A 23,901-nucleotide genomic window follows, 5' to 3' on the forward strand; every position below is an offset into this window, starting at 1 on the left:
GACTAGGCGTCCCCCTTGGCCGGGACCCAAGTTTGCAAGCAGATTGACGACGCTAAGAAACACCACCGACCCATGAACGTCGTTCCCGCGCAGGCGGGAACCCAATTTCTGCAAGCGCTAACGAGGCGCGACGACATTGGATTCCGGCCTTCGCCGGAATGACGCGGTAGGGGCAGGAAGGATGAAGGTGGCCAAGCCATCTTCGCGACGAAAAGGAAAAAACAACGTGGGCAAAATTACCGGCTTCATGGAATTCGAACGGCAGGAAGAGGGCCACCTCGAGCCGCAGGATCGCGTCAAGAACTACAAGGAATTCGTACTCACCCTCACCGACGGCCAGGCCAAGGTGCAGGGTGCGCGCTGCATGGATTGCGGCATCCCCTTCTGCAACACGGGCTGCCCGGTGAACAACCAGATCCCCGACTGGAACGACCTGGTCTACCACGGCAACTACCGTGCGGCCGTCGAGAACCTCCATTCGACCAACAACTTCCCCGAGTTCACCGGCCGCATCTGCCCGGCGCCGTGCGAATCGGCCTGCACCCTCGGCATCAACGACGACCCGGTCGGCATCAAGTCGATCGAGCGCAAGATCGCCGATGCCGGCTGGGAGCACGGCTGGATCGTGCCGCAACCGGCAACAAGCAAGACGGGCAAGAAGGTCGCGGTGGTCGGCTCCGGCCCTGCCGGCCTGGCCGCGGCCCAGCAGCTGGCGCGCGTCGGCCACGATGTGACGGTGTTCGAGAAGAGCGACCGCATCGGCGGCCTGCTGCGCTACGGGATCCCCGACTTCAAGATGGAAAAGGACCTGATCGACCGCCGCGTGGAGCAGATGAAGGCGGAAGGCGTTACCTTCCGCACCAGCGTCCTGATCGGCAAGGACTTCCCGGCCAGCGTGTCGAACATGGCGCGCGACACCATCTTCCCGGAAGACCTGCACAAGGAATTCGACGCCGTGGTGCTGGCCGGCGGCGCCGAGCAGCCGCGCGACCTGCCGGTGCCGGGGCGCGAGCTGAAGGGCGTGCACTTCGCGATGGACTTCCTGCCGCAGCAGAACCGGGTCAATGCCGGCGACAAGCTGAAGGACCAGATCAAGGCGACGGGCAAGCACGTGGTCGTGATCGGCGGCGGCGACACGGGGTCGGACTGCGTCGGCACCTCGAACCGCCACGGCGCGGCGACCGTCACCCAGTTCGAGCTGATGCCGATGCCGCCCGAGCAGGAAAACAAGCCGCTGGTCTGGCCCTACTGGCCGACCCGCCTGCGCACCTCGTCCTCGCACGAGGAAGGCTGCCAGCGCGACTGGGCGGTGGCGACCAAGCGCCTGGAAGGCAAGGGCGGCAAGGTCGAGAAGCTGGTCGCCTGCCGCGTCGAGTGGAAGGACGGCAAGATGGTCGAAGTGCCGGATTCGGAATTCGAGATGAAGGCCGACCTGGTGTTCCTGGCCATGGGTTTCGTCTCGCCCGTGCAGAACGTGCTGGACGCCTTCGGCGTGCAGAAGGATGCGCGCGGCAATGCCCGCGCCACCGTCGACGGCGAGCGTTCGTATGCCACCTCGGTGCCGAAGGTGTTCGCAGCCGGCGACATGCGCCGCGGCCAGTCCCTGGTCGTGTGGGCGATCCGCGAAGGCCGCCAGTGCGCCCGCGCGGTCGACGAATTCCTGATGGGCAGTTCGGTATTGCCACGTTGAACAGTAAAGGAGGAGAGAAGGCGGCCGTGGCCGCCTTTTTTTTTCGGCCAGCAATTTAACGTGAGCTCAGTGTGAACTAAGCCCAACAGGAAAGCGATTTTCTCCACTTACCGACACGCTTATGTGCGTGGCCGCACGACGATTAACAAGGCAATGTCCTTACGCTAAGCCGTCCTGCCTGCGTCATCACGACAAGCCAATGACATCGCAATGGCAAACTCGCAAAATGGTTGCGCTGGAGTATTTGTTAACATTGAGCAACAAACGGTAATATTGGCATGCATATATTTCGCTTTAAAAACAATAGCTTACAGAGCGAAATATCTGACCCAACAGTTAGTTTTGTTGTATTAGTACGTCGAGAACCCGGCCGAAAATGGGCCAGCGCAAGCGAGGGTTAAGCTTTCTGCACTACAATAACGGATTATTTCAATACCAAACACGCTGTGTCGAACCTAGTCGAAATCCGCGATCTGCACTTTTCATACGGAGAGCGTTCCATCCTGTCGAACCTCCGCATGGACTTCCCACGCGGTAAGCTGATCGCCGTCATGGGCGGTTCGGGTTGCGGCAAGACCACGGTCCTGCGCCTGATCGGCGGCCAGATCCGGCCCCAGCGCGGCCAGGTGCGCGTCAACGGCGAGGTCGTCAACGAACTCAATACCGCCGGGCTGTACCGCCTGCGCCGCCGCATGGGCATGCTGTTCCAGTTCGGCGCCCTGTTCACCGACCTGTCGATCTTCGACAACGTCGCCTTCCCGCTGCGCGAGCACACCGACCTGCCGGAAGAATTGATCCGCGACCTGGTGCTCATGAAACTCAACGCCGTCGGCCTGCGCAATGCGCACCGCCTGAAACCGGGCGAGATTTCCGGCGGCATGGCGCGCCGCGTCGCCGTGGCGCGCGCGATCGCCCTCGACCCGGAACTGATCATGTACGACGAGCCCTTCGCCGGCCTCGATCCGATCTCGATGGGCGTCACCGCCAACCTGATCCGCAACCTGAACGATGCGCTGGGCTCGACCTCGATTCTGGTCTCGCACGACGTCAACGAAACCTTCGCCATCGCCGACTATGTGTACTTCATGTCGGCAGGCAAGATCGTCGCGGAAGGCACGCCGGCCGAGCTGCGGGTCTCGCAAGACCCGTATGTGAAGCAATTCGTGAACGCCGAGCCGGATGGCCCGGTGCCCTTCCATTATCCGGGCAAGTCGCTGAGCGACGACCTGGGCCTGGGAGGCAAGCGATGATGCGCTCGCTCGAAGCGGCCGGCCGCTGGGCGCGCGAAGGCGTCGAAAGCCTGGGTTTCGCCACCCGCGCCTTCTTCAACCTGCTGCGCTTTTCCCCGGGGGCCTTTCGCCGCCCGACCCTGATCACGGAACAGATCCACTTCATCGGCAATTACTCGCTGGTGATCACGATTGTCTCGGGTCTGTTCGTCGGCTTGGTGCTGGGCCTGCAGTTCTATGTCAACCTGATCCAGTTCGGCGCCGAGGAAAAGCTCGGTCCGCTGACCGCGCTGTCGCTGGTGCGCGAACTCGGTCCGGTGGTGACGGCGCTGCTGTTCGCGGGCCGCGCCGGCACGTCGCTGACGGCCGAGATCGGCCTCATGAAAGCCGGCGAGCAATTGACTGCAATGGAAATGATGGCCGTGAACCCGGTGCAGCGCGTGCTGGCGCCGCGTTTCTGGGGCGGCGTGATCGCCATGCCGGTGCTGGCCACGGTGTTCTCGGCGGTCGGCATCGTCGGCAGCTACCTGGTTGGCGTGAAATTGCTGGGCCTGGACGAGGGCGCCTTCTGGTCGCAGATGCAGGCCGGGGTCGACGTCCAGCGTGACATCGTCAGCAGCGTCATCAAGAGTTTCGTGTTCGGCATCGCCGTGACCTTCACCGCCCTGTTCCAGGGCTACCACGTGAAACCGACCCCGGCCGACGTGGCGCGCGCCACCACGCGCACAGTTGTGATCGCCTCGTTGTTGGTCCTGGGGCTGGATTTTGTCATGACCGCCCTGATGTTCGGTCAGTGATAAGACTTAAGCAATAACAAAAAATCAATGTTTGGTTTGGCCGCGCACAGACGGCTTGAATACTAGGAAATATTATGCACCGTAAAATCATCGATGTCTGGGTCGGCCTGTTCGTCCTGCTGGGCGCTGCAGCCCTCCTGTTCCTGGCACTGCAGGCGGGGAATATGAGCACCTTGTCGTTCACCAAGACCTATGCGGTGACCGGCAAGTTCGACAACATCGGTGGCCTGAAACCGCAGTCGCCCGTGAAGAGCGCGGGCGTGGTGGTCGGCCGCGTGGGCGAGATCAGCTTCGATGACAAGACCTTCCAGGCGCAGGTGCGCCTGGACCTGAACCAGAATTATCAGTTCCCGAAAGATAGTTCGTTGAAGATCCTGACTGCCGGCCTGCTGGGCGAACAGTACATCGGCATCGAACCGGGCGGCGACACCAAGAACCTGGTGGACGGCGACCGTATCATCCGCACCCAGTCGGCCACGGTGCTCGAGGACCTGATCAACCAATTTATCTACAGCAAGGCCGCTGATGGAAAGGAAGGTAGCGAATGAAGCACATGCCAGTTTCCGCAGGTCCCCTGCGCGTCCTCGCCGCGGCCGCGGTCTTCGCGCTGCTGACCGGCTGCGCGACCACGAATCCGCAGGATCCGCTGGAAGGCTATAACCGCACCGTGTTCCGCTTCAACGACGCGGTCGACCGCACCGTGCTCAAGCCCACCGCCACCGCCTACAAGAACGTGACGCCGAGCTTCGTGCAGACCGGTGTGAACAACTTCTTCGGCAACCTGTCGGATGCCTGGAGCGCGGTCAACAACCTGCTGCAGGGCAAGGGCCAGGCCGGCATGGGCGACGTCACCCGCGTTGCCATGAACTCGACCTTCGGCATCTTCGGCCTGCTCGACATCGCCTCCGAAGCCGGGATTCCGAAGCACAACGAGGACTTCGGCCAGACCCTGGGCGTGTGGGGCGTGCCGAGCGGCCCGTTCGTGATGCTGCCGCTGCTGGGCCCGTCGACGGTGCGCGACACCGCGGCGCTGCCGGCCGACATCGGCGGCGACATCTGGAAGTACAAGGAACCGGCCAACTGGCGCAATATCGGCGCCGGCGTGCGCATCGTCGACAAGCGCGCCACCCTGCTGGACGCCGGCAACCTGCTGGAAGAAGCGGCGCTGGACCGCTACGAATTCATCCGCGACGGCTACATGCAGCGCCGCCAGAGCCAGGTTTACGACGGCAACGTGCCGCGCGAAGCCCCGGCTGACGAGGCAAACACCAACGCGGAACCGGCGGCCGATCCGGCAGGCAAAGCAGCAGCGGAGCCGGCGCCGGCCCCCGCCAGGTAACAAGTCCTTACACAACGGCGTCATCCGTGAGCCGCATGAAGAGTTAACATGGCATGCCCCGCCGCCCGACTGGCGCGGCGCGGCGCCTACCAGACAAGGAAACCGACATATGAAACCCATCATCCAACTGATCGCCACCGCAGCGGCCACCGTCGCTTTCGCCACCTCCGCCATCGCTGCCGAAGCCCCGGACGCGCTGGTCAAGCGCATCAGCGCCGACGTCATCGACACCGTCAAGGCCGACAAGGACATCCAGGCCGGCAACCGCGCCAGGATCATGGACCTCGTCAACAGCAAGATCCTGCCGCACGTCGACGCCGAGAAGATGACCCAGCAGGCCGCCGGCCGCTACTGGCGCCAGGCGACTCCCGAACAGCAGAAGCAGCTGATCAAGGAGTTCACCAACCTGCTGGTCTACACCTACGCCGGCGCGCTGTCGCAGATCAAGAACGAGACCGTCGAGTTCAAGCCGTTCCGCGCCGAAGCGAATGCCACCGACGTCGAAGTGCGTTCGCAGGTGAATGTCAGCCGCGGCGAGCCGATCACCCTGAACTACCGCCTGTCGAACGGCCCGCAGGGCTGGAAGATCTACGACATCAACGTGCTGGGCGCCTGGCTGGTCCAGACCTACACCAGCACCTTCGCCAGCGAGATCGGCAAGAATGGCGTCGATGGCCTGATCAAGAAGCTGGCCGAGCGTAACCAGCAGTTGGCGTCCAAGCCGCTGAAAGCGCCGAAGTAATGGCCGAAGCCAATCCGATGCTCTCGCTCGACGCCCTGACCTTCGAGAGCGGCCACGCCGCCCTCGACCAGGGCATTGCCGCGATCGCCGCCGGCGAGACCGTGTTCGACCTGGGCGGCGTCGGCGCCGCCGATTCCTCGGCCGTGGCCGTGCTGCTGGCCTGGCAGCGACGCGCGCGCGCAGCGAAGCAGCGCCTCACCTTCATCAACGTTCCCGAGAACGTGCAGAAGCTGGCGGCGCTGTATGGCGTCGACCAGCTGCTGACGCAACCGTAGTTGAACGCGTGGGCGGAGGACTGCCCACCCTACGGACTTCCCCTCCGCTGGAATTCTCCCGCCGGCCTCTGGTATTTGCAATTTCCCCTATAATGGGTCGTTTCACCGCAAGGTCCCGGTGCGTCCGCGCCATCCTCCCGAACCAGCATGACAGCGATCCAGATTAGCAGCGTCGAGAAAAGCTACAAGGGCTTCAAGGCCCTCAAGGGCGTCTCCATGAACATCGAGGAAGGCGAATTCTTCGGCCTCCTCGGCCCCAACGGCGCCGGCAAGACCACCCTGATTTCCACCATTGCGGGCCTGATCCGCCCGGACGTGGGCAGCGTGAAGATCCACGGCCACGACGTCGTCACCGACTTCCGCGAAGCGAGGAAGCGCCTGGGCGTGGTGCCGCAGGAGCTGGTGTTCGATCCCTTCTTCACGGTGCGCGAGACCTTGCGCCTGCAGTCGGGCTACTTCGGCATCAAGAACAACGACGCCTGGATCGACGAGGTGATGCACAACCTGGATCTCACCAACAAGGCCGACGTGAACATGCGCGCCCTGTCCGGTGGCATGAAGCGGCGCGTGCTGGTGGCCCAGGCCCTGGTGCACAAGCCGCCCGTGATCGTGCTGGACGAGCCGACCGCCGGCGTCGACGTCGAGCTGCGCCAGACCCTGTGGAAGTTCATCTCGCGCCTGAACCGCGAGGGACATACCGTGGTGCTGACCACCCACTACCTGGAAGAGGCGCAGGCCATGTGCCAGCGCGTCGCGATGCTCAAGCTCGGCGAAGTGGTGGCGCTGGACACCATGTCGGCGCTGCTGCGCAGGGTGTCGGGCTCGCAGCTGGTCGTCAAGCTCAAAAGCGGCGATTTGCCGGAAAGCCTGCGCCACCTGGTCGCGCACGACGAGCACACCAATGGCGACAAGTACACCTTGCGCGTGAACGAGGTCAGCGACGTCGAGCCGATCCTGGCGCGCCTGCGCGAGAACGGCGCCGTGATCGACGAGATGGCGCTCGAGCAGGCCGACCTGGAAGACATCTTCCTGCAGGTGGTCGGCGACAAGCAACCGGGAGGCCCGCAATAATGAATCTGTTCTCCGTGGGTTTCCGCACCCTGTTCTACAAAGAGTCGCTGCGCTTCTGGAAGGTGGCGACCCAGACCATCGCCGCGCCGGTGGTCACGGCCATGCTGTACCTCTTGATCTTCGGCCACGTGCTGGACGGTAAAGTGCAAATGCTGGAAGGTGTCAGCTACACCTCCTTCCTGATCCCCGGCCTGGTGATGATGAGCGTGCTGCAGAACGCCTTCGCCAACTCGTCCTCGTCGCTGATCCAGTCCAAGATCACCGGCAACCTGGTGTTCATCCTGCTGCCGCCGCTGTCGCATGCCGAGATCCTGTCGGCCTATATCGCCGCCTCGATCCTGCGCGGGCTGGCGGTGGGTTTTGGCGTGTTCGTGATCACCGCCTGGTTCGCGCACCTGAGTTTTGTCGCGCCGCTGTGGATCATCGTGTTCGCCTTCATGGGCGCGGCCATCCTCGGCACCATGGGCGTCATCGCCGGCATCTGGGCCGAGAAATTCGACCAGCTGGCGGCTTTCCAGAACTTCCTGATCATGCCGGCCACCTTCCTGGCCGGGGTGTTCTATTCCATCCAAAAACTGCCGCCATTCTGGCTGGCGGTCTCGCATTTCAACCCGTTCTTTTATATGATTGACGGGTTCCGCTATGGATTCTTCGGCAAGTCCGACGTCTCGCCCTGGACCAGCCTGGCCATCGTGTCGGTGTTCCTGGTGGTGCTGGCGGCCATTGCGATCAATATGCTCAAACGTGGCTATAAGTTACGCCACTGAGTGCGCCACTAAAGAATTCACTGGAGTTACCTCGTGTCGACCACCCCCGAACTGATCCACAGCTACATCAGCAATGGCCTCGAATGCACCCATCTGCACGTCGAAGGCGACGGCCAGCACTTCAAGGCCGTGATCGTGTCGCCCGCCTTCGCCGGCAAGCGTCCGATCCAGCGCCACCAGCTGGTGTATGCCGCGCTCGGCGACCGCATGCGCGAGGAAATCCACGCGCTGTCGATGAAAACCCTCACCCCTGAAGAGTACCAAGGATAAGCATGGACAAGCTCCAGATCGTCGGCGGCAAGCGCCTGAACGGTGACATCGCGGTATCCGGCGCCAAGAACGCGGCGCTGCCCATCCTGTGCGCGGGCCTGCTCACCGGCGGCGACATCGAACTGTCGAACGTGCCGCGCCTGCACGATGTGCGCACCATCCTCAAGCTGCTCGAGCAGACCGGCCTGAAGGTGACCCAGGACGACGAGCGCGTCACCCTCAACGGCGCCAACATCACGTCGCTCGAAGCGCCGTACGAGCTGGTGAAGACCATGCGCGCCTCGATCCTGGTGCTCGGCCCGCTGCTGGCGCGCTTCGGCGAAGCCAAGGTCTCGTTGCCGGGCGGCTGCGCGATCGGTTCGCGTCCCGTCGACCAGCACATCAAGGGCCTGCGCCAGATGGGCGCCGAGATCACGATCGAAGGCGGCTACATCCACGCCAAGTGCGCGAAGCTCAAGGGCGCGCGCATCCATACCGACATGATCACCGTGACGGGCACCGAGAACCTGCTGATGGCCGCCACGCTGGCCGAAGGCGAGACGGTGCTGGAAAACGCGGCGCGCGAGCCGGAAGTGACCGACCTGGCGAATCTGCTCGTCGCCATGGGCGCGAAGATCGAGGGCATCGGCACCGACCGCCTGGTGATCCAGGGTGTCGAATCGCTGCACGGCGCGAAACACGCCGTGATCTCGGACCGCATCGAAGCCGCGACCTTCCTGTGCGCGGTGGCGGCCACCGGCGGCGACATCGTCCTCAAGAACACCCGCACCGACATCTTCGACGTGGCGCTGGACAAGCTGCGCGAGATGGGCCTGCAGCTGGACGTCGGCACGGACACCATCCGCGCGCGCATGGACGGCCGGCCGAACCCGGTGTCGTTCCGCACCACCGAGTATCCGGGCTTCCCGACCGATATGCAGGCGCAGTTCATGGCCGTGAACATCCTGGCCAACGGTCCTAGCCGTGTGACCGAGACCATCTTCGAGAACCGCTTCATGCACGTGCAGGAGATGAACCGCCTCGGCGCCCAGATCTCCACCGAAGGCAACACCGCCTTCATCAAGGGCGTCGATCGCCTGGTCGGCGCACCGGTGATGGCGACCGACCTGCGCGCCTCGGCCTCGCTCGTCATCGCCGGCATGGCGGCCGAAGGCACGACCCTGATCGACCGCATCTACCACCTGGACCGCGGCTACGACCGCATGGAAGTGAAGCTGTCCGCCGTCGGCGCCGACATCGTCCGCATCAAGTAAATGAGCACTATGAATCGTACCGGGGAACCGGGCCTGATCCTGGCCCTCTCCAAGGGCCGGATTTTCGAGGACACCCTGCCGCTGTTAGAGGCAGCCGGCATCACTGTCACGGAGAATCCGGAAACCTCGCGCAAGCTGATCCTGCCGACCAACGACCCGGGCGTGCGCGTGCTGATCGTGCGTGCCAGCGACGTGCCGACCTATGTCCAGCACGGCGCGGCCGACTTCGGCGTGGCCGGCAAGGACGTGCTGCTCGAGCATGGCGGCGAAGGCCTGTACCAGCCGATCGACTTGCGCATCGCCTGCTGCCGCATGTCGGTGGCGGTGAACGCCGGCTTCGACTACGAGACCGCGGTGCGCCAGGGCGCGCGCCTGCGCGTGGCGACCAAGTTCGTGAACACCGCGCGCGAGCACTTTGCAAGCAAGGGCGTGCACGTCGACCTGATCAAGCTGTACGGCTCGATGGAGCTGGCGCCGCTGGTCGGCCTGTCCGACGCCATCGTCGACGTGGTCTCGACCGGAGGCACCCTGCGCGCCAACAACCTCGTCGAAGTCGAGAAGATCATGGACATCTCCTCGCGCCTGGTGGTCAACCAGGCCGCGCTCAAGCTCAAGCGCGAGCGCCTGCAACCGATCCTCGACGCCTTCCAGCAGGCGTCCCAAGCAAAAGGCTAAGCATCATGGCAGTACAGATCCGCAAGCTCGACTCCACCGCACCGGATTTCAAACCTACTTTGAATGCCCTGCTGGCGTTCGAAGCCGAAACCGACGACGCCATCGAATCGGCGGTCGCGAAAATCCTGGCGGACGTGAAGCATCGCGGTGACGCTGCCGTGCTCGAATACACGAACAGGTTCGATCGCATTCCGGATGGCGGCGCGTCCTCGATGGCTGCCTTCGACGTCGGGCAGGAAGAACTCGATGCGGCCCTGGCAGCGATCCCGGAAGCCCAGCGCAATGCGCTGCGTACCGCGGCTGAGCGTATCCGCGTATTCCACGAGCGCCAGAAGCAGGAGCTGAACGGTTTCACCTTCACCGAGGCTGACGGCACCGTGCTGGGCCAGCGCGTGACGCCACTCGACCGCGTCGGCATCTACGTCCCGGGCGGCAAGGCGGCGTATCCGTCCTCCGTCCTGATGAATGCGATTCCCGCCCAGGTCGCGGGCGTGCAGGAAATCGTGATGGTCGTCCCGACCCCGGATGGCGTGAAGAACCAGATGGTGCTGGCCGCCGCGGCGATTGCCGGCGTGACCCGCGTGATCACCATCGGCGGCGCGCAAGCGGTCGGCGCGCTGGCCTACGGCACCGAGACCATTCCGGCCGTCGACAAGATCGTCGGCCCCGGCAATGCCTATGTGGCCGCCGCCAAGCGCCGCGTGTTCGGCGTGGTCGGCATCGACATGATCGCTGGTCCTTCCGAGATCCTGGTGCTGTGCGATGGCACGACCGACCCGGACTGGGTCGCGATGGACCTGTTCTCGCAGGCCGAGCACGACGAGCTGGCGCAAGCGATCCTGCTGTGCCCGGACGCGGACTACATCGCGCGCGTGGAGGAGAGCATCCACAAGCTGCTGCCGACCATGCCGCGTGCCGCCACCATCACCACCTCGCTCAGCGACCGCGGCGCGCTGGTGAAAGTGCGCGACATGGACGAGGCCTGCGAGATCGCCAACGCCATCGCCGCCGAGCACCTCGAGATCTCGGCGGAAGAGCCATTGAAATGGGCGGATCAAATTCGCCACGCGGGCGCCATGTTCCTCGGCCGCTTCTCGTCCGAATCGCTGGGCGACTACTGCTGCGGCCCGAACCACGTGCTGCCGACCTCGCGCACCGCGCGCTTCTCGTCACCGCTGGGCGTCTACGATTTCCAGAAACGTTCGTCGGTCATTCAGGTCAGCGAAGCCGGCGCACAGACGCTCGGTAAAGTCGCGGCCGAACTGGCCTACGGCGAAGGCCTGCAGGCGCACGCCCGCAGCGCAGAGCTTCGTCTAAAACAATCATGAGCACCTGGGTCGACCAGGTGTTCTGCGAGGATGCGCTGGCTGGCCTGGCCCGCATCCCGGACGGTTCCATCGACCTGATCCTGACCGACCCGCCCTACAACCTCGGCAAGGACTACGGCAACGCCTCGGACCAGCAGAGCGTCGAGGCCTATCTGGCCTGGACCGAGCAGTGGATCGACGCCGTGCTGCCCAAGCTGAAACCCAACGGCAGCCTGTACATCTTCCTGACCTGGCGCTTCGCGCCGGAGATCTTCGTCATGCTGAAGAAACGCATGACGATGATGAACGAGATCATCTGGGACCGCCGCGTGCCCTCGATGGGCGGCAGCGTGCGCAGCTTCTCCTCGGTGCACGACACCATCGGCTTTTTTGTCAACCGCAAGGATTACTACTTCGACCTCGACGCCGTGCGCATCCCCTACGACGCCGAGACGAAGAAGGCGCGCTCGCGTTCGATTTTTGTCGGCGCCAAGTGGCTGGAGGTCGGCTACAACCCGAAGGACGTGTGGAGCGTGTCGCGCCTGCACCGCGAGCATCCGGAACGCGCGGATCACCCCACCCAGAAGCCGCTCGAGATCATCGCACGCATGGTCAAGGCGTCCTGCCCGGCGGGCGGCGTCGTGCTCGATCCCTTCATGGGCAGCGGCACCACGGCGATCGCCGCGCGCCAGGCCGGGCGCCACTTCACCGGCTTCGAACTGAACCCCGCCTATTGCGACATCATCCGCGCGCGCCTGGACGCGCCCGAGGTGCCGGTCGCGGGCGCCAAGAAACGTAAAAGCGCGCCGAAGAGCGCGCCTCTGAACGAGGAACCAGCATGACATCCGGTACAACGTCGATCGACAAGCTGATCACCAACACCATCCGCGAAGACGTCCGCAATGCCGGCAGCTATGTCGTGCCGGACGCCAGCGGCTACATCAAGCTGGACGCGATGGAGAACCCCTACGAGCTGCCGGACGAGCTGCGCGCCGAACTGGGCCAGCGACTGGCCGACGCCGCGTTGAACCGCTATCCGGTTGCGTCCTACACGACCCTGAAGCAGAAGATCTGCGCCGGCCTGGGCGTCCCCGCCGGCTACGACGTCCTGCTCGGCAACGGCTCGGACGAACTCATCTCGATCATGGCCACGGCAGTCGCGAAGCAAGGCGGCCAGCGCGCCGTCGTCATGGCGCCGACCCCGGCCTTCGTGATGTTCGCGCGCTCGGCCGGCTTCGCGGGCGCGGACTACGTCGGCGTGCCGATCAAGGCCGACTTCTCGCTCGACCTGCCCGCCATGCTGGCCGCCATTCAAACGCACAAGCCGGCGCTGGTATTCCTGGCCTACCCGAACAACCCGACCGGCAACCTGTTCGACGCCGAGGACATGGTGGCGATCATCGAGGCGCTGGGCGAGACCGGCATCGTAGTGGCCGACGAGGCCTACCAGCCCTTTGCCAAAAAGAGCTTCATGGGCCGCCTGCCGGAGTTCCCGAACCTGGTCGTGATGCGCACCCTGTCGAAGCTGGGCCTGGCCGGCATCCGCCTCGGCTACCTGTCGGGCGACCCCAAGCTGCTGGCGGAATTCGAGAAGGTGCGTCCGCCCTACAACGTCAACGTGCTGACCCAGGTGGCGGCCGAGTTCGCGCTCGACCACCTCGACGTGCTCGACCAACAGGCCGAGATGCTGAACGCCGAGCGCACGCGCCTGAGCACCGAACTGGCGGCGCTGCCGGGAGTCGAAGTGTTTCCATCGGCTGCGAATTTCATCTCGCTGCGCGTGCCGGATGCCGACCAAGTCTGCGCCCGGCTTCGCGATGAAAAGGTGTTGATCAAAAATTTGAGTAAAATGGACAAATTGCTGGCCAACTGCATCCGCGTCACGGTCAGCACACCAGAAGAAAACACCGCATTCCTGACAGCCCTGAAAGCTTCCCTATAGCAGCGTTTCTTGCCCATAGAAACGTCACACGAGCACCCGCAATGACCCGCACCGCCGAAATCACGCGCAACACCAACGAGACGCAGATCCGCGTCGCGATCAACCTGGACGGCACCGGCCGCCAGAAACTGAACACGGGCGTCCCGTTCCTGGACCACATGCTCGACCAGATCGCGCGCCACGGCATGATCGACCTCGAAGTCGACGCCGTCGGCGACCTGCACATCGATGCGCACCACACCGTCGAGGACACCGGCATCACCCTCGGCATGGCGATCGCCAAGGCGGTCGGCGACAAGAAGGGCATGACCCGCTACGGCCACTCCTACGTGCCGCTGGACGAGGCGCTGTCGCGCGTGGTGATCGACTTCTCCGGCCGTCCGGGCCTGGAAATGCACATCCCCTGGACCCGCGCCATGATCGGCACCTTCGACGTCGACCTGACTGGCGAATTCTTCCGCGGTTTCGTGAACCACGCCGGCGTGACCCTGCACATCGATAACCTGCGCGGCGTGAACGCGCACCACCAGTGCGAGACCGTGTTCAAGGCCTTCGGCCGCGCGCTGCGCATGGCGACCGCGCTGGACGAGCGCGCCGCCGGCATCATCCCTTCGACCAAAGGCAGCCTGTAAGCAGACCATGAAGAACAAGATTGTAGTGGTCGATGGCCTGGGCAACCTGCGCTCGGTCGCGCAGGCGCTGCGCGCCGCCGCGCCGGAAGCCGACATCCTGGTGTCCAGCAAAGCCGAAGACATCGATGCGGCCGACCGCATCGTGCTGCCGGGGCAGGGCGCGATGCGCGACTGCATGCGCAGCCTGCGCGAATCCGGCGCGGAAGACGCGCTGCTGCGCGCCGTGAGGAACCGTCCGGTGATGGGCGTCTGCGTCGGCGAGCAGATGCTGTTCGACGCCAGCGAAGAAAACGAAGGCACGCCGGGCCTGGGCCTGCTGCCGGGTAAAGTGGTGCGCTTCCAGCTGGACGGCAAGCTGCAAAGCGACGGCTCGCGTTTCAAGGTGCCGCAGATGGGCTGGAACCGCGTGCGCCAGACCAGATCCCACCCGCTGTGGGACGGCGTCGAGGACGGCAGCTATTTCTACTTCGTGCACAGCTACTACGCGGCGCCAGAGGAAGCACAGGACACGATCGGCGAGGCCGACTACGGCGGCATGTACACCTGCGCCGTCGCCCGCGACAACCTGGTCGCCACCCAGTTCCACCCCGAAAAGAGCGCGGCCGCCGGCTTGCGCCTGTACCGAAATTTCATCCACTGGAATCCGTAATACCGTTTACGCTGTTTACGTTCTTTTCCCCGTCAACCAACCGACAACCATCATGCTGCTGATCCCCGCCATCGACCTCAAAGACGGTCACTGCGTCCGCCTGAAACAAGGCGACATGGAACTGGCCACCGTATTCTCCGAAGACCCCGCCGAGATGGCGCTGCACTGGCTGAAGAAGGGCGCGCGCCGTCTGCACCTGGTCGACCTGAACGGCGCCTTCGCCGGCAAGCCGAAGAACGAGTCGGCCATCAAGTCGATCCTGCAGGTCGTGCAGGACTACGCCGAAGAGATGGGCATCGACGAGATCCCGGTCCAGCTGGGCGGCGGCATCCGCGACCTCGACACCATCGAGCGCTACCTGGACGACGGCATCAGCTACATCATCGTCGGCACCGCCGCCGTGAAGAACCCGGGCTTCCTGCACGACGCCTGCGGCGCCTTCCCGGGCTCGATCATCGTCGGCCTGGACGCCAAGGACGGCAAGGTCGCCACCGACGGCTGGAGCAAGATGTCGGGCCACGAAGTCATCGACCTGGCCAAGAAGTTCGAAGGCTACGGCGTCGAATCGATCGTCTACACCGACATCGGCCGCGACGGCATGATGGCCGGCGTGAACATCGAAGCCACCGTCAAGCTGGCGCAGGCCGTCAAGATCCCGGTCATCGCTTCGGGCGGCGTGCACAACCTGGCCGACGTCGAAGCGCTGTGCGCGGTGCAGGACGAGGGCATCGAAGGCGTGATTTGCGGGCGTTCGATCTACGAGGGCACGCTGGACCTGGCGTCGGCGCAGGAACGCGCGGATGCATTGACGGAAGGGGCGCAGGCGTAAGAAGGTCGGTAGTGGCCATTACTGCCACCAGCCTCAAGACCGTCGTTCCGGCGAAGGCCCGAACCCAAGTTCTGCGAGCGTTTCGAATGCTCAAGCAACCTTGGATCCCGGCCTTCGCCGGGATGACGTGCATACGCTAACGCTAGAAATTATGCTCGCAAAACGCATCATCCCCTGCCTCGACGTCACCGGCGGCCGTGTGGTCAAGGGCGTCAACTTCACCGAGCTGCGCGATGCCGGCGACCCGGTCGAGATCGCGCGCCGCTACGACGGCCAGGGCGCCGACGAAATCACCTTCCTCGACATCACCGCCTCGAGCGACGGCCGCGACCTGATCCTGCCGATCATCGAAGCCGTGGCCTCGACCGTGTTCATCCCGCTCACCGTCGGTGGCGGCGTGCGCAAGGTGGAGGACGTGCGCCGCTTGCTGAACGCCGGCGCCGACAAGGTCAGCATGAACACCTCCGCCGTCACCAACCCCCAGCTGGTGTTCGACGCCGCCCAGAAGCACGGATCGCAGTGCATCGTGGTCGCGATCGACGCCAAGCAGGTCGCACCGGGCAAATGGGAAGTCTTCACCCACGGCGGCCGCAACGCCACCGGCCTGGACGCCGTCGAATGGGCGCGCAAGATGGAGAGCCTCGGGGCCGGTGAGTTGCTGCTCACTTCGATGGACCGCGACGGCACCAAATCCGGCTTCGACCTGGGCCTGACGCGCGCGGTCTCGGATGCGGTCGGCATCTCCGTGATCGCCTCGGGCGGCGTCGGCGGCTTGCAGGATCTGGCCGACGGCATCATCGAGGGCCACGCCGATGCGGTGCTGGCCGCCAGCATCTTCCACTACGGGCAGCACACGGTCGGCGAAGCCAAGCGCTTCATGGCCGAGCGCGGCATCCCGATGCGCCTGGAGTGAGCATGCAGACCAAGTGGCTGAACAAGGTGCGCTGGGACGAGCACGGCCTGGTGCCGGTGATCGCCCAGGAAGCCGCCACCGGCGACATCCTGATGTTCGCCTGGATGAACCGCGAGGCGCTGTCGAAGACGGCGGAGATCGGCGAAGCCGTCTACTGGAGCCGTTCGCGCAAGAAGCTGTGGCACAAGGGCGAGGAGTCCGGCCATACCCAGAAAGTGCTGGAGATGCGCCTGGACTGCGACGAGGACGTGGTCCTGCTCAAGATCGAGCAGAAGGGCGGCATCGCCTGCCATACCGGGCGCCATTCCTGCTTCTACCAACGGTTCGACGGCGAGGACTGGCAGGCGGTCGACCCCGTGCTGCAGGATCCCGATACCATTTACGCAAACAAGAAATCCCATGAGTGACATCCTGGCCCGCGTGGCAAGCGTGATCGAATCGCGCAAGCCGGACGCCGGCGGCGACCCCGCCACCTCCTATGTCGCCAAGCTGTTCAGCAAGGGCGACGACGCCATCCTGAAGAAGATCGGCGAAGAAGCCACCGAGACCGTCATGGCCGCCAAGGACGCGCGCGTCTCGGGCGACGCCTCGAAGGTGCTGTACGAGACCGCCGACCTGTGGTTCCACACGATGGTGCTGCTGGCCCAGTTCGGCTTGACGCCGCAACAGGTGATCGACGAGCTGGGGCGCCGCGAGGGCGTCTCGGGCATCGACGAGAAGGCTTCCCGTCAGGAAAAATAAGCTGCTGGTAAGTACCTACTTACGCTTGCCTTCGCCGCATCCGGTGTCATAATCGTTTTTCCAGCGTCACACCGTTGTCACGCGGCGCCGGTAGGATGCACGGGCTTCTCCGCAGGGAGGATGCTGTAACAAATCTGGAGACAAGATGGACAACTGCATTTTCTGCAAGATCGTTGCCAAGCAGATTCCAGCCAATGTCGTCTTCGAGGACGACGATGTGCTGGCGTTCAAGGACATCAACCCGGCGGCTCCGGTGCACCTCCTGGTGATCCCGAAGCAGCACGTGGCCACGCTCTCGGATTGCACCGAAGCGCACGCCGGCGTGCTCGGCAAGATGCTGGCGCTGGCGCCGAAGCTTGCGGAAGAGCACGGCGTTGCCGTGAAGGATGACGGCAATGGCGGACGCAGCGGCGGCTTCAAGACCCTGATCAACAGCGGGCCGGACGGCGGGCAGGAGGTCTATCACCTGCACCTGCACATGGTTGGCGGCAAGCGCCCGTGGCGCGGGCTGGGCACCTGAGCTGCACCTGAGCTTTTAATGGGGGCAGGACGCTCCCGCTTGGCGTATACTGAAACAGACACTTTCCGATTTACAGGCGCAGGGCGCCTCGCAAGGAGACAAACATGGGTTCGATGAGTATTTGGCACTGGGTCATTGTGCTGGTGGTCGTGATGCTGATTTTCGGCACCAAGAAGATCGGCAATATCGGTGGCGACCTGGGCAAGGCCGTCAAAGGCTTCAAGGATGGCGTGAAGGGTGAGGAAGAAAAGAATGCCGCCCCTGGCTCGACCACCCAGCCGCCGCAGCAAGTCGCCGACAAGTCGACCATCGACGTGGAAGCACGCGACAAGACCCGTCAATAAGATCGCCGCATGATCGATCTCGGACTGTCGAAGCTGGCGATCATCGGCGTTGTCGCGCTGATCGTGATCGGCCCTGAAAAGCTGCCCAAGGTGGCGCGCATGGCGGGCACCCTGTACGGGCGCGCCCAGCGCTACCTGCATGACGTGAAGTCCGAGGTCAGCCGCGAGATCGAGCTCGACGAGCTGCGCAACCTGCACAAGGAAGTGCACGAGAGCGCGGCCTCGTTCAAGGCCGACGTCGAGCAATCGATGCACAGCCACGTCGACGAAGTCGAGGCGCTGTGGGATGGACGCGAACACGTGTCGTCCTCCTCGTCGTCTTCCTCGTCTTCGCACGGTTTCGTGAGCACCACCGACATCGAGCGCAAGGCGCGCGATTTCCGCCGCAAGAAGCTGGTGCGCACCTCCGCCATTCCGGCCTGGTACAAGCACCGCAATGGCGGCAAGACCCATGTGCTGTCCGGCGCCGCCCGCGTGCGCAAGTTCCGCCCGGGTTCCAGCAAATCCAAGATTTCATTTTTCTAGATGACCGAAGAAGCCGCAGGCGAAGAAACCTTCATCTCCCATCTCGTCGAGCTGCGTGACCGCCTGGTCAAGGCGTCGATCGGGATCGCCATCGCCTGCGCGGCGCTGTTCATCTGGCCGGGCCCGTCGCACGTCTACGACCTGCTGGCCGCGCCGATGATCGCCTCGCTGCCGGCCGGCGCCAAGATGATCGCCACCGGCGTGGTCTCGCCCTTCCTGGTGCCGATGAAGGTGACCCTGCTGCTCGCCTTCATCCTGGCGCTGCCCTGGGTGTTCTATCAGTTGTGGGCCTTCGTCGCCCCCGGCCTGTATGCGCACGAGAAGCGCCTGGTGCTGCCGCTGGTGATCTCGTCCTCGCTGCTGTTCATCGGCGGCGTCGCGTTCTGCTACTTCTTCGTGTTCGGCCGCGTGTTCCACTTCGTCGGCGAGTTCGCGCCCGCGTCCATCGCGGTGACGCCGGACATCGAGAACTACCTCGACTTCGTGATGTCGATGTGCCTGGCCTTCGGCGCGGCCTTCGAGGTGCCGGTGGTGGTGATCATCCTGGTCCGCATGGGCATCGTCAGCATCGAGAAGCTGCGCTCGATCCGCTCCTACGTGATCGTCGGCGCCTTCGTCATCGCGGCGATCGTCACCCCGCCGGACGTGGTCAGCCAGCTGGCGCTGGCCATTCCCATGTGCCTGCTGTACGAGCTGGGCCTGCTGCTGGCGCCGATGTTCGCGCGCATGACGCGGGCGCCCGAAGAGACGGCGTAGACCGCGCACCGCCTCCTGCCGCGCCCTCGTGCCGTAATCGGGACGAGGGCGCGCTGCGTTTACGGGCAGTTGCCGACGATGTAGTAGCCGCTCGACGTCTGCGCCAGGGTGCTGGTGTAGAAGGTGTTGTACAGCCCCATGTTCTGGTTCGAACCGTTGGCCAGTGCATAGCCGCCGCTCGTATGCGCGCGTCCCGCCTGCACGTGCGCGTAGTTGCTCGCCGTGGTCGCCGTGCAGCTGAAGCCGGAGGTCGTCGTGCCCGTCACGGTGCCTGATTTCGCACTCTCCACGCCGCCATTCCCCGTCGCCGACACCTGGTAGCTGTAGCTCGTCGCCGCCGCCAGGCCGCCGTCGGTATAGCCGGTGCTCGTGAGCGGCGAGCCGTTGACCTTGGCGCCGTTGCGGTAGACGTTGTAGCCGACGGCGCCGTTCGACGCGTTCCACGTCAAGGCGATGCTGCTGGCGGTGCGGGCGCCGATCGCGAGACCGGCGGGCGGCTGCAGGGCCGGCGGACTGCCGACCAGGAATTGCGGGATCGCGCAGGCACTCGACGTCAGCCCCGTGGCGCTGCCGGTCGCCGTGACGGTGCCGCTGTAGTAACCGTCGGCGCGCGCCGCATACGCCTTGCTGAAGCTGGCGCCGCTGCCGGCCGCGCTGTCGTCCACCGGCGTCGGGCCATTCAGCACCACGCGGTAGCTGCCCATCGCGCCGCTTGCGACGGTGGCCGCGCCGGTCACCGTCACCGTCGAACCGGACACGCTGGCGCTGCAGGACGTCATCGCCGGCGGCGCGGATTGCGTCACACGCAGGTTGTTGGTGAACCAGAAGTTCATCACGAAGGCCGGGTAGTTCACCTTGCTCGCATCGACGTAGTTGCTGTTCTGGCCCCCGGCTCCGGCCGGCCAGGCGTGGGCCATGCCGGTGACGGTGATTTCCGAGGTGCGCAGCTTGCCGCTGCTATCCGTGTAGGGCACGTTGCCGCCGCCGCCCGGCACCGTCGCGGTAGCGCCTTTGGTGAATGCGCCACCGTAGACCTGGCGCATGGCGGCAGCGTTCAGCGGCCCGTAGGCCTGGCCGACCACGTAGTCGTTGGTGCCCCAGATGAGGCTCGCGATCTGGGTCGAGAAATGGCTGGCGTTGCTGCCGGCCCAGCTGCTGCAGCTGTTGGCCACGCTGGTCGAGGTGGTGCCGGAGGGGACCGAGGAGATCTGCGTGCTCGACACCGTCGGCGAAGGTCCCGCATTGATGCCGACGCCGGCGAAGATGTCGGGCGCCACGCAGCCCATCACCATGGTCTTGGACCCGCCCGAGGACAGGCCGGTGACGTAGATCTGCTTCGGATCGATCGCATACTGCGGGTTGCTGACGAAGCGGTTGATCAGGTCGAGCAGTACCGCGTTGTGCCCGTAGCTGCGGCTGCGGTTGGTCGCGGCCCAGTCCCAGCAGTGGGCGCCGTACAGGTTGCCGGTGGCGTTCGGCGCCAGGATCACGGCGCCGTACTGGTCGGCCGCCGCTCTCCAGTTGTAGCCGCCGTCGCTGGCGCCGTTGATCACGTCGTTGGCGGCGGTCTGGGCGCAGCCGTGCAGCACCAGCACCAGCGCGCGCTTGCCGGCCAGGGCCGGTGCGGTGGCAGGCCAGTAGTAGTAGCCGGTGAGGGCGCCGCCGTTGGTGGTGTCGGTGGCCCAGGTCTGGTTCGCGCTCCAGGCGCCGGGTCCGGCCTGCAATTGGGCGAAGCCGGGCGCGGCCAGGCTCATGCAGGCGGCGGCAAGCGCGGCCCGCGCTGCCCTTTTCAGGAAGAATGCCATATACGTCTCCGTTCTGTTGTATGTCGTGACAGGGAACCGACTGCGCCGGGCGTGACGGGGCCACGCCGGCCGCGCGGGCGGTATCGTTGGGACAAGCGGAAAGACGGGCGGTGCGCTGCTAGGACGCGGGCGCTGGGAAGGAAGTCATGGTTGTCTCCGGCTTGTGATTTATGTGCGCTGCATTGCCCATTCTAGACCCGGAGATATTGCGCACAGGCGGCGCATATGAGCACGCCGCTTGTGCGCTTTTGCACAGGCGCGTGCCTGTGCAGAGTCACAGCCTGCTTATTGCATCAACTCCGAGATCATCTTCACCGGCGCATTCCCGTAGCCGAGGAACTGGTCGTGGAATTCCTTCAGGTTGAAGCGCTCGCCCAGCTGCTGCTTGCGGCGTTCGCGCAGTTCCATGATCTGCTCGTAGCCGCTGTAGTAGCTGGTCAGCTGCACGGAAGTGAGCTGCACGCGGCGCCATTTTTCGTCGGCTTCCTGGCGCGTCTGGAAGGCCTGGCGCACCAAGAGGTCGATCGCTTCCGGCTGCTGCATGCCGAGCACGTGGACGCCGTAGTCGAGGATGGTGTTGGTGACGCTGCGCAGGTTCCACTTCGAGTACATCAGCCACATCTCGGGCGCGTTGTCGCCGTAGCCGTTCTCCAGCATCATGCGCTCGCCGTACACGGCCCAGCCCTCGACCATGGCGCCGTTCCCGAACAGCGATTTCACCAGCGACGGCGAACGGTTCGCATACACCAGCTGCGCATAGTGGCCGGGGATGGCTTCGTGGATGTTCAGGATCTGCAGGATCCACTCGTTGTATTCGCGCAGGCTGCTCTCGGCCTGTTCGGCGGAGAGGCCGTCCAGCGGCGTCACGTTGTACCAGGTCTTGTCCTTCGGACGGTAGGGACCGGGCGCGTCGATGCTGGCGCCGGCCACGCCGCGCTGGTACATCGGGGTCTCGCGCACTTCGAGCGGCTTGTCGGCGTCGAGGCTCAGGAGATTCTTCTCGAGGACGAACTTCTGCAGCGCCGGAATCTGGCGCCGGATCTCGGGCAGGAAGTTCTCGCGCGCGACGTGGCGTGCGGAGAGCTTGTCGATCATCATGCCGATCTTGCGGAAGCGGTCGGCCGGCTTGGTGACGCCCGCCATGTAGCGCGGCCACAGCTCGTCCGAGATCGTGTCCATGCGCGTGAGCAGCTCTTCGCGCGTGGCCAGGGCCTTGCGGAAGGTCTGCTCGGCGCTGCTGGAAGACTGGATCTCGAGCGCGAACTTCTGCTCATACAGCGCCTTGCCGGCGCGGAAAGGGCGGAACTGCGCCGTGTTCTTTTCCAGCGCGGTGAGGAAGTCGACCCAGGCCAGCACCGCGCTGCCGGCGTTGGCGATGCGCTGGGCGAAGATCGCCTTTTCCTGCGCCGTCAGGATCGATTCCTGGGCCGCCTTGCCGAGGTCGGCCAGCACCGCGATGGTGCCCGGGGCCTGGGCGATGGCGAGCTGGGTGTGCTCGCGGGTCGGCTTCATGATCGAGGCCTGGGCCGCCGCGTAGTAGTCGGGCACGGTGGCCAGGCGCTTGAGGATGGTGCGCAGGCGCTGCGGCTTGGCGGCGTACTCGGTGTTCAGGATCAGGTCGAGCGGCTGGGCGACGTTGTAGAGCGACGGGTTCCACTCGTGCTCGCGCCAGGTGTTCACGTACCAGCGGTCCTTCTCCAGCTTGTTCACCAGCAGGGCCAGGTCGGTGCGCTGGCGCGGCGACAGCTGGCGGGTGTCGAGCTTGTTGAATTTGTCGAGCCACTCGCCCGCGAAGGCGAGCCGCTTCGCGCGGGTGGCGGCGTCCGGAAGGGTGAGGTTGGCGGCCTGGTCGAACTTGCCGACGTAGATGCCGCCTTCCGGATCGATGCGCCACAGCGCGGTCAGGTACTGCATGCTCATCGAGTCGAAGCGGCGGTCGAGGCGCTTCTCGCTGGCGCCCGCGCTCGGCGCCGCGGCGACCGCGGTGGCTGCTGCGGTGGTGGCGACGGCTTTCTTCACCGGCGCCTTCGATTTGCTCGTTTTCGATTTGACCACCTTGGCCGCTTTGGCCTTGCCCTTGGCGGGCTTGGTCGTCTTTGCGCTGGCGGGCGCCAGCGCGAAACTCGCCAGCAGGACTGCCAGCGCGATCTTCGTTTTCATCATCCTGTTCGAACCCTGTGGATTAAAAGGTCGGAGCCCCGCCGCACGCCGAGGCGCATGGCGGAACCACGGAAGAGTAGCACCATTCACGCCGCTTGCGGGCGGCTGAAACATTCCGTCACGCTCGCGCGCGTGCGGGTGGCCAATCAGTCAACGAAGCCCAGCCGGATCTTCTGCTGGTGCAGGGCGTTGACCGTTTCGACGGCCTTGCGGCCGTGCGCGATGTGGTGCAGGACGATCTCGCTATCCCTGGTGAAGCGGTGGCCGATGCGCACCGTGTAGGAGCGCGTGGCCCAGCTGACGAAACCGTTCACGAACGTGGCCTCGTCCATGTCGCGCCACTTCACGCCGGCGACGCCCTTCTTCCAGGGCAGCACGCCCGAGACCACCCAGACGCCGACGTCGTCGTAGTACAGCTGCACGCTGCGCACCGAGAGGAACTGGTAGGCGACGACCAGCGCCGACACGGCCAGCACGCAGGCCGCGGCGATCTCGTTCCAGAGGAAGGCCAGCGGCAGCGCGACGAAGAACAGCACGACGGCCAGCGCGGCCACGCCGGCATAGGCCAGCCAGGATTTGACGCCGATGACGTGGGCTTGCGCCGTCATTGCCGCTTTGTCCAGTTCCATGTGTGCCTACTCTTCCATAAAAGCGGCATGATCACATGGAA

General features: G+C 64.7%; 28 protein-coding genes. 25 read left to right on the plus strand and 3 right to left on the minus strand.

What is annotated here, in order from left to right; translation table 11 throughout:
- Positions 1-226: 226 nt before the first annotated feature.
- The 25 genes from LQ564_RS16495 to tatC all read left to right on the plus strand — a co-directional run bounded on the left by LQ564_RS16495 (position 227) and on the right by tatC (position 19,266).
- Entirely contained in the window at positions 227-1,690 is a 1,464-nt protein-coding gene (locus LQ564_RS16495) for a glutamate synthase subunit beta (protein ID WP_231059204.1), read from the plus strand.
- A gap of 446 nt (positions 1,691-2,136) precedes the next feature.
- Positions 2,137-2,940, plus strand: a complete 804-nt coding sequence (locus LQ564_RS16500) for an ABC transporter ATP-binding protein (RefSeq protein ID WP_231059205.1) — start codon at positions 2,137-2,139, stop codon at positions 2,938-2,940.
- Positions 2,937-3,716 (plus strand): lipid asymmetry maintenance ABC transporter permease subunit MlaE, encoded by a 780-nt coding sequence (gene mlaE, locus LQ564_RS16505; protein ID WP_231059206.1) that lies wholly within the window; start codon positions 2,937-2,939, stop codon positions 3,714-3,716. Before LQ564_RS16500 ends, mlaE begins: the two co-directional genes overlap by 4 nt.
- A gap of 74 nt (positions 3,717-3,790) precedes the next feature.
- Positions 3,791-4,264 carry an outer membrane lipid asymmetry maintenance protein MlaD gene (gene mlaD / locus LQ564_RS16510; RefSeq protein WP_231059207.1) on the plus strand — a complete coding sequence of 158 codons (474 nt, stop codon included), beginning with the start codon at positions 3,791-3,793 and terminating at the stop codon, positions 4,262-4,264.
- A gap of 5 nt (positions 4,265-4,269) precedes the next feature.
- The gene (locus LQ564_RS16515) at positions 4,270-5,055 is read left to right on the plus strand and encodes an MlaA family lipoprotein (protein ID WP_231059208.1); all 786 of its coding nucleotides are present in this window, start codon (positions 4,270-4,272) and stop codon (positions 5,053-5,055) included.
- Between the two features lie 109 nt (positions 5,056-5,164).
- Positions 5,165-5,797 carry an MlaC/ttg2D family ABC transporter substrate-binding protein gene (locus LQ564_RS16520; RefSeq protein WP_231059209.1) on the plus strand — a complete coding sequence of 211 codons (633 nt, stop codon included), beginning with the start codon at positions 5,165-5,167 and terminating at the stop codon, positions 5,795-5,797.
- The gene (locus LQ564_RS16525; protein WP_231059210.1) at positions 5,797-6,072 is read left to right on the plus strand and encodes an STAS domain-containing protein; all 276 of its coding nucleotides are present in this window, start codon (positions 5,797-5,799) and stop codon (positions 6,070-6,072) included. The genes LQ564_RS16520 and LQ564_RS16525 overlap by 1 nt, the downstream gene beginning before the upstream one ends.
- Positions 6,073-6,219: 147 nt before the next feature.
- Positions 6,220-7,143: an ABC transporter ATP-binding protein gene (locus LQ564_RS16530; RefSeq protein ID WP_231059211.1), complete on the plus strand. Its 924-nt coding sequence runs from the start codon at positions 6,220-6,222 to the stop codon at positions 7,141-7,143.
- Positions 7,143-7,910: an ABC transporter permease gene (locus LQ564_RS16535; RefSeq protein WP_231059212.1), complete on the plus strand. Its 768-nt coding sequence runs from the start codon at positions 7,143-7,145 to the stop codon at positions 7,908-7,910. The genes LQ564_RS16530 and LQ564_RS16535 overlap by 1 nt, the downstream gene beginning before the upstream one ends.
- Positions 7,911-7,943: 33 nt before the next feature.
- Positions 7,944-8,180: a BolA family protein gene (locus LQ564_RS16540; protein WP_231059213.1), complete on the plus strand. Its 237-nt coding sequence runs from the start codon at positions 7,944-7,946 to the stop codon at positions 8,178-8,180.
- A gap of 2 nt (positions 8,181-8,182) precedes the next feature.
- Complete coding sequence (gene murA, locus LQ564_RS16545; RefSeq protein ID WP_231059214.1) at positions 8,183-9,433, plus strand: UDP-N-acetylglucosamine 1-carboxyvinyltransferase; 1,251 nt, start codon at positions 8,183-8,185, stop codon at positions 9,431-9,433.
- A 9-nt stretch (positions 9,434-9,442) separates the two neighbouring features.
- Complete coding sequence (gene hisG, locus LQ564_RS16550) at positions 9,443-10,108, plus strand: ATP phosphoribosyltransferase (RefSeq protein ID WP_231059342.1); 666 nt, start codon at positions 9,443-9,445, stop codon at positions 10,106-10,108.
- Between the two features lie 5 nt (positions 10,109-10,113).
- Positions 10,114-11,436, plus strand: a complete 1,323-nt coding sequence (gene hisD, locus LQ564_RS16555; protein WP_231059215.1) for a histidinol dehydrogenase — start codon at positions 10,114-10,116, stop codon at positions 11,434-11,436.
- Positions 11,433-12,257: a DNA-methyltransferase gene (locus LQ564_RS16560; protein ID WP_231059216.1), complete on the plus strand. Its 825-nt coding sequence runs from the start codon at positions 11,433-11,435 to the stop codon at positions 12,255-12,257. Before hisD ends, LQ564_RS16560 begins: the two co-directional genes overlap by 4 nt.
- Entirely contained in the window at positions 12,254-13,357 is a 1,104-nt protein-coding gene (hisC, locus tag LQ564_RS16565) for a histidinol-phosphate transaminase (protein ID WP_231059217.1), read from the plus strand. Before LQ564_RS16560 ends, hisC begins: the two co-directional genes overlap by 4 nt.
- Before the next feature lie 41 nt (positions 13,358-13,398).
- Positions 13,399-13,989 carry an imidazoleglycerol-phosphate dehydratase HisB gene (gene hisB / locus LQ564_RS16570; RefSeq protein ID WP_231059218.1) on the plus strand — a complete coding sequence of 197 codons (591 nt, stop codon included), beginning with the start codon at positions 13,399-13,401 and terminating at the stop codon, positions 13,987-13,989.
- A gap of 7 nt (positions 13,990-13,996) precedes the next feature.
- The gene (gene hisH / locus LQ564_RS16575) at positions 13,997-14,638 is read left to right on the plus strand and encodes an imidazole glycerol phosphate synthase subunit HisH (protein ID WP_231059219.1); all 642 of its coding nucleotides are present in this window, start codon (positions 13,997-13,999) and stop codon (positions 14,636-14,638) included.
- Between the two features lie 52 nt (positions 14,639-14,690).
- Positions 14,691-15,467 (plus strand): 1-(5-phosphoribosyl)-5-[(5-phosphoribosylamino)methylideneamino]imidazole-4-carboxamide isomerase, encoded by a 777-nt coding sequence (gene hisA, locus LQ564_RS16580; protein WP_231059220.1) that lies wholly within the window; start codon positions 14,691-14,693, stop codon positions 15,465-15,467.
- Between the two features lie 148 nt (positions 15,468-15,615).
- Positions 15,616-16,380, plus strand: coding sequence for an imidazole glycerol phosphate synthase subunit HisF (hisF, locus tag LQ564_RS16585; protein WP_288379492.1), 765 nt, complete (start codon positions 15,616-15,618; stop codon positions 16,378-16,380).
- Positions 16,377-16,787 carry a phosphoribosyl-AMP cyclohydrolase gene (gene hisI, locus LQ564_RS16590; RefSeq protein ID WP_231059222.1) on the plus strand — a complete coding sequence of 137 codons (411 nt, stop codon included), beginning with the start codon at positions 16,377-16,379 and terminating at the stop codon, positions 16,785-16,787. The genes hisF and hisI overlap by 4 nt, the downstream gene beginning before the upstream one ends.
- Positions 16,780-17,121: a phosphoribosyl-ATP diphosphatase gene (locus tag LQ564_RS16595; RefSeq protein WP_231059223.1), complete on the plus strand. Its 342-nt coding sequence runs from the start codon at positions 16,780-16,782 to the stop codon at positions 17,119-17,121. Before hisI ends, LQ564_RS16595 begins: the two co-directional genes overlap by 8 nt.
- Before the next feature lie 145 nt (positions 17,122-17,266).
- On the plus strand, positions 17,267-17,641 hold the full coding sequence (locus tag LQ564_RS16600; protein ID WP_231059224.1) for a histidine triad nucleotide-binding protein: 375 nt from the start codon (positions 17,267-17,269) through the stop codon (positions 17,639-17,641).
- 104 nt (positions 17,642-17,745) lie between these two features.
- Positions 17,746-17,985: a Sec-independent protein translocase subunit TatA gene (gene tatA / locus LQ564_RS16605; RefSeq protein WP_231059225.1), complete on the plus strand. Its 240-nt coding sequence runs from the start codon at positions 17,746-17,748 to the stop codon at positions 17,983-17,985.
- Positions 17,986-17,994: 9 nt separating this feature from the next.
- A complete protein-coding gene (gene tatB, locus LQ564_RS16610; protein WP_231059226.1) occupies positions 17,995-18,510 on the plus strand; it encodes a Sec-independent protein translocase protein TatB in 516 nt (171 codons plus the stop codon).
- Positions 18,511-19,266 carry a twin-arginine translocase subunit TatC gene (gene tatC, locus LQ564_RS16615; protein WP_231059227.1) on the plus strand — a complete coding sequence of 252 codons (756 nt, stop codon included), beginning with the start codon at positions 18,511-18,513 and terminating at the stop codon, positions 19,264-19,266.
- A 59-nt stretch (positions 19,267-19,325) separates the two neighbouring features.
- On the opposite strand, the gene LQ564_RS16620 is transcribed toward tatC, so the two are convergent.
- The 3 genes from LQ564_RS16620 to LQ564_RS16630 all read right to left on the minus strand — a co-directional run bounded on the left by LQ564_RS16620 (position 19,326) and on the right by LQ564_RS16630 (position 23,860).
- Positions 19,326-21,071, minus strand: coding sequence for an extracellular catalytic domain type 1 short-chain-length polyhydroxyalkanoate depolymerase (locus LQ564_RS16620; RefSeq protein ID WP_231059228.1), 1,746 nt, complete (start codon positions 21,069-21,071; stop codon positions 19,326-19,328).
- Positions 21,072-21,356: 285 nt separating this feature from the next.
- Complete coding sequence (locus LQ564_RS16625) at positions 21,357-23,234, minus strand: DUF885 domain-containing protein (protein ID WP_231059229.1); 1,878 nt, start codon at positions 23,232-23,234, stop codon at positions 21,357-21,359.
- Between the two features lie 143 nt (positions 23,235-23,377).
- Complete coding sequence (locus LQ564_RS16630) at positions 23,378-23,860, minus strand: hypothetical protein (protein ID WP_231059230.1); 483 nt, start codon at positions 23,858-23,860, stop codon at positions 23,378-23,380.
- Positions 23,861-23,901: the final 41 nt, after the last annotated feature.

The sequence above is a fragment of the Massilia phyllostachyos genome (assembly GCF_021044825.1).
GTDB lineage: Bacteria > Pseudomonadota > Gammaproteobacteria > Burkholderiales > Burkholderiaceae_D > Telluria > Telluria phyllostachyos.

What these genes read in the sequence shown, in the direction of transcription:
- mlaE (WP_231059206.1), top strand. Translation starts at nt 2,937, where the DNA reads ATGATGCGCTCGCTCGAAGCGGCCGGCCGCTGGGCGCGCGAAGGCGTC.
- mlaD (WP_231059207.1), top strand. Translation starts at nt 3,791, where the DNA reads ATGCACCGTAAAATCATCGATGTCTGGGTCGGCCTGTTCGTCCTGCTG.
- LQ564_RS16515 (WP_231059208.1), top strand. Translation starts at nt 4,270, where the DNA reads ATGCCAGTTTCCGCAGGTCCCCTGCGCGTCCTCGCCGCGGCCGCGGTC.
- LQ564_RS16520 (WP_231059209.1), top strand. Translation starts at nt 5,165, where the DNA reads ATGAAACCCATCATCCAACTGATCGCCACCGCAGCGGCCACCGTCGCT.
- LQ564_RS16525 (WP_231059210.1), top strand. Translation starts at nt 5,797, where the DNA reads ATGGCCGAAGCCAATCCGATGCTCTCGCTCGACGCCCTGACCTTCGAG.
- LQ564_RS16530 (WP_231059211.1), top strand. Translation starts at nt 6,220, where the DNA reads ATGACAGCGATCCAGATTAGCAGCGTCGAGAAAAGCTACAAGGGCTTC.
- LQ564_RS16535 (WP_231059212.1), top strand. Translation starts at nt 7,143, where the DNA reads ATGAATCTGTTCTCCGTGGGTTTCCGCACCCTGTTCTACAAAGAGTCG.
- murA (WP_231059214.1), top strand. Translation starts at nt 8,183, where the DNA reads ATGGACAAGCTCCAGATCGTCGGCGGCAAGCGCCTGAACGGTGACATC.
- hisG (WP_231059342.1), top strand. Translation starts at nt 9,443, where the DNA reads ATGAATCGTACCGGGGAACCGGGCCTGATCCTGGCCCTCTCCAAGGGC.
- hisD (WP_231059215.1), top strand. Translation starts at nt 10,114, where the DNA reads ATGGCAGTACAGATCCGCAAGCTCGACTCCACCGCACCGGATTTCAAA.
- LQ564_RS16560 (WP_231059216.1), top strand. Translation starts at nt 11,433, where the DNA reads ATGAGCACCTGGGTCGACCAGGTGTTCTGCGAGGATGCGCTGGCTGGC.
- hisC (WP_231059217.1), top strand. Translation starts at nt 12,254, where the DNA reads ATGACATCCGGTACAACGTCGATCGACAAGCTGATCACCAACACCATC.
- hisB (WP_231059218.1), top strand. Translation starts at nt 13,399, where the DNA reads ATGACCCGCACCGCCGAAATCACGCGCAACACCAACGAGACGCAGATC.
- hisH (WP_231059219.1), top strand. Translation starts at nt 13,997, where the DNA reads ATGAAGAACAAGATTGTAGTGGTCGATGGCCTGGGCAACCTGCGCTCG.
- hisA (WP_231059220.1), top strand. Translation starts at nt 14,691, where the DNA reads ATGCTGCTGATCCCCGCCATCGACCTCAAAGACGGTCACTGCGTCCGC.
- LQ564_RS16595 (WP_231059223.1), top strand. Translation starts at nt 16,780, where the DNA reads ATGAGTGACATCCTGGCCCGCGTGGCAAGCGTGATCGAATCGCGCAAG.
- LQ564_RS16600 (WP_231059224.1), top strand. Translation starts at nt 17,267, where the DNA reads ATGGACAACTGCATTTTCTGCAAGATCGTTGCCAAGCAGATTCCAGCC.
- tatA (WP_231059225.1), top strand. Translation starts at nt 17,746, where the DNA reads ATGGGTTCGATGAGTATTTGGCACTGGGTCATTGTGCTGGTGGTCGTG.
- tatB (WP_231059226.1), top strand. Translation starts at nt 17,995, where the DNA reads ATGATCGATCTCGGACTGTCGAAGCTGGCGATCATCGGCGTTGTCGCG.
- tatC (WP_231059227.1), top strand. Translation starts at nt 18,511, where the DNA reads ATGACCGAAGAAGCCGCAGGCGAAGAAACCTTCATCTCCCATCTCGTC.
- LQ564_RS16620 (WP_231059228.1), bottom strand. Translation starts at nt 21,071, where the DNA reads ATGGCATTCTTCCTGAAAAGGGCAGCGCGGGCCGCGCTTGCCGCCGCC.
- LQ564_RS16625 (WP_231059229.1), bottom strand. Translation starts at nt 23,234, where the DNA reads ATGATGAAAACGAAGATCGCGCTGGCAGTCCTGCTGGCGAGTTTCGCG.
- LQ564_RS16630 (WP_231059230.1), bottom strand. Translation starts at nt 23,860, where the DNA reads ATGGAACTGGACAAAGCGGCAATGACGGCGCAAGCCCACGTCATCGGC.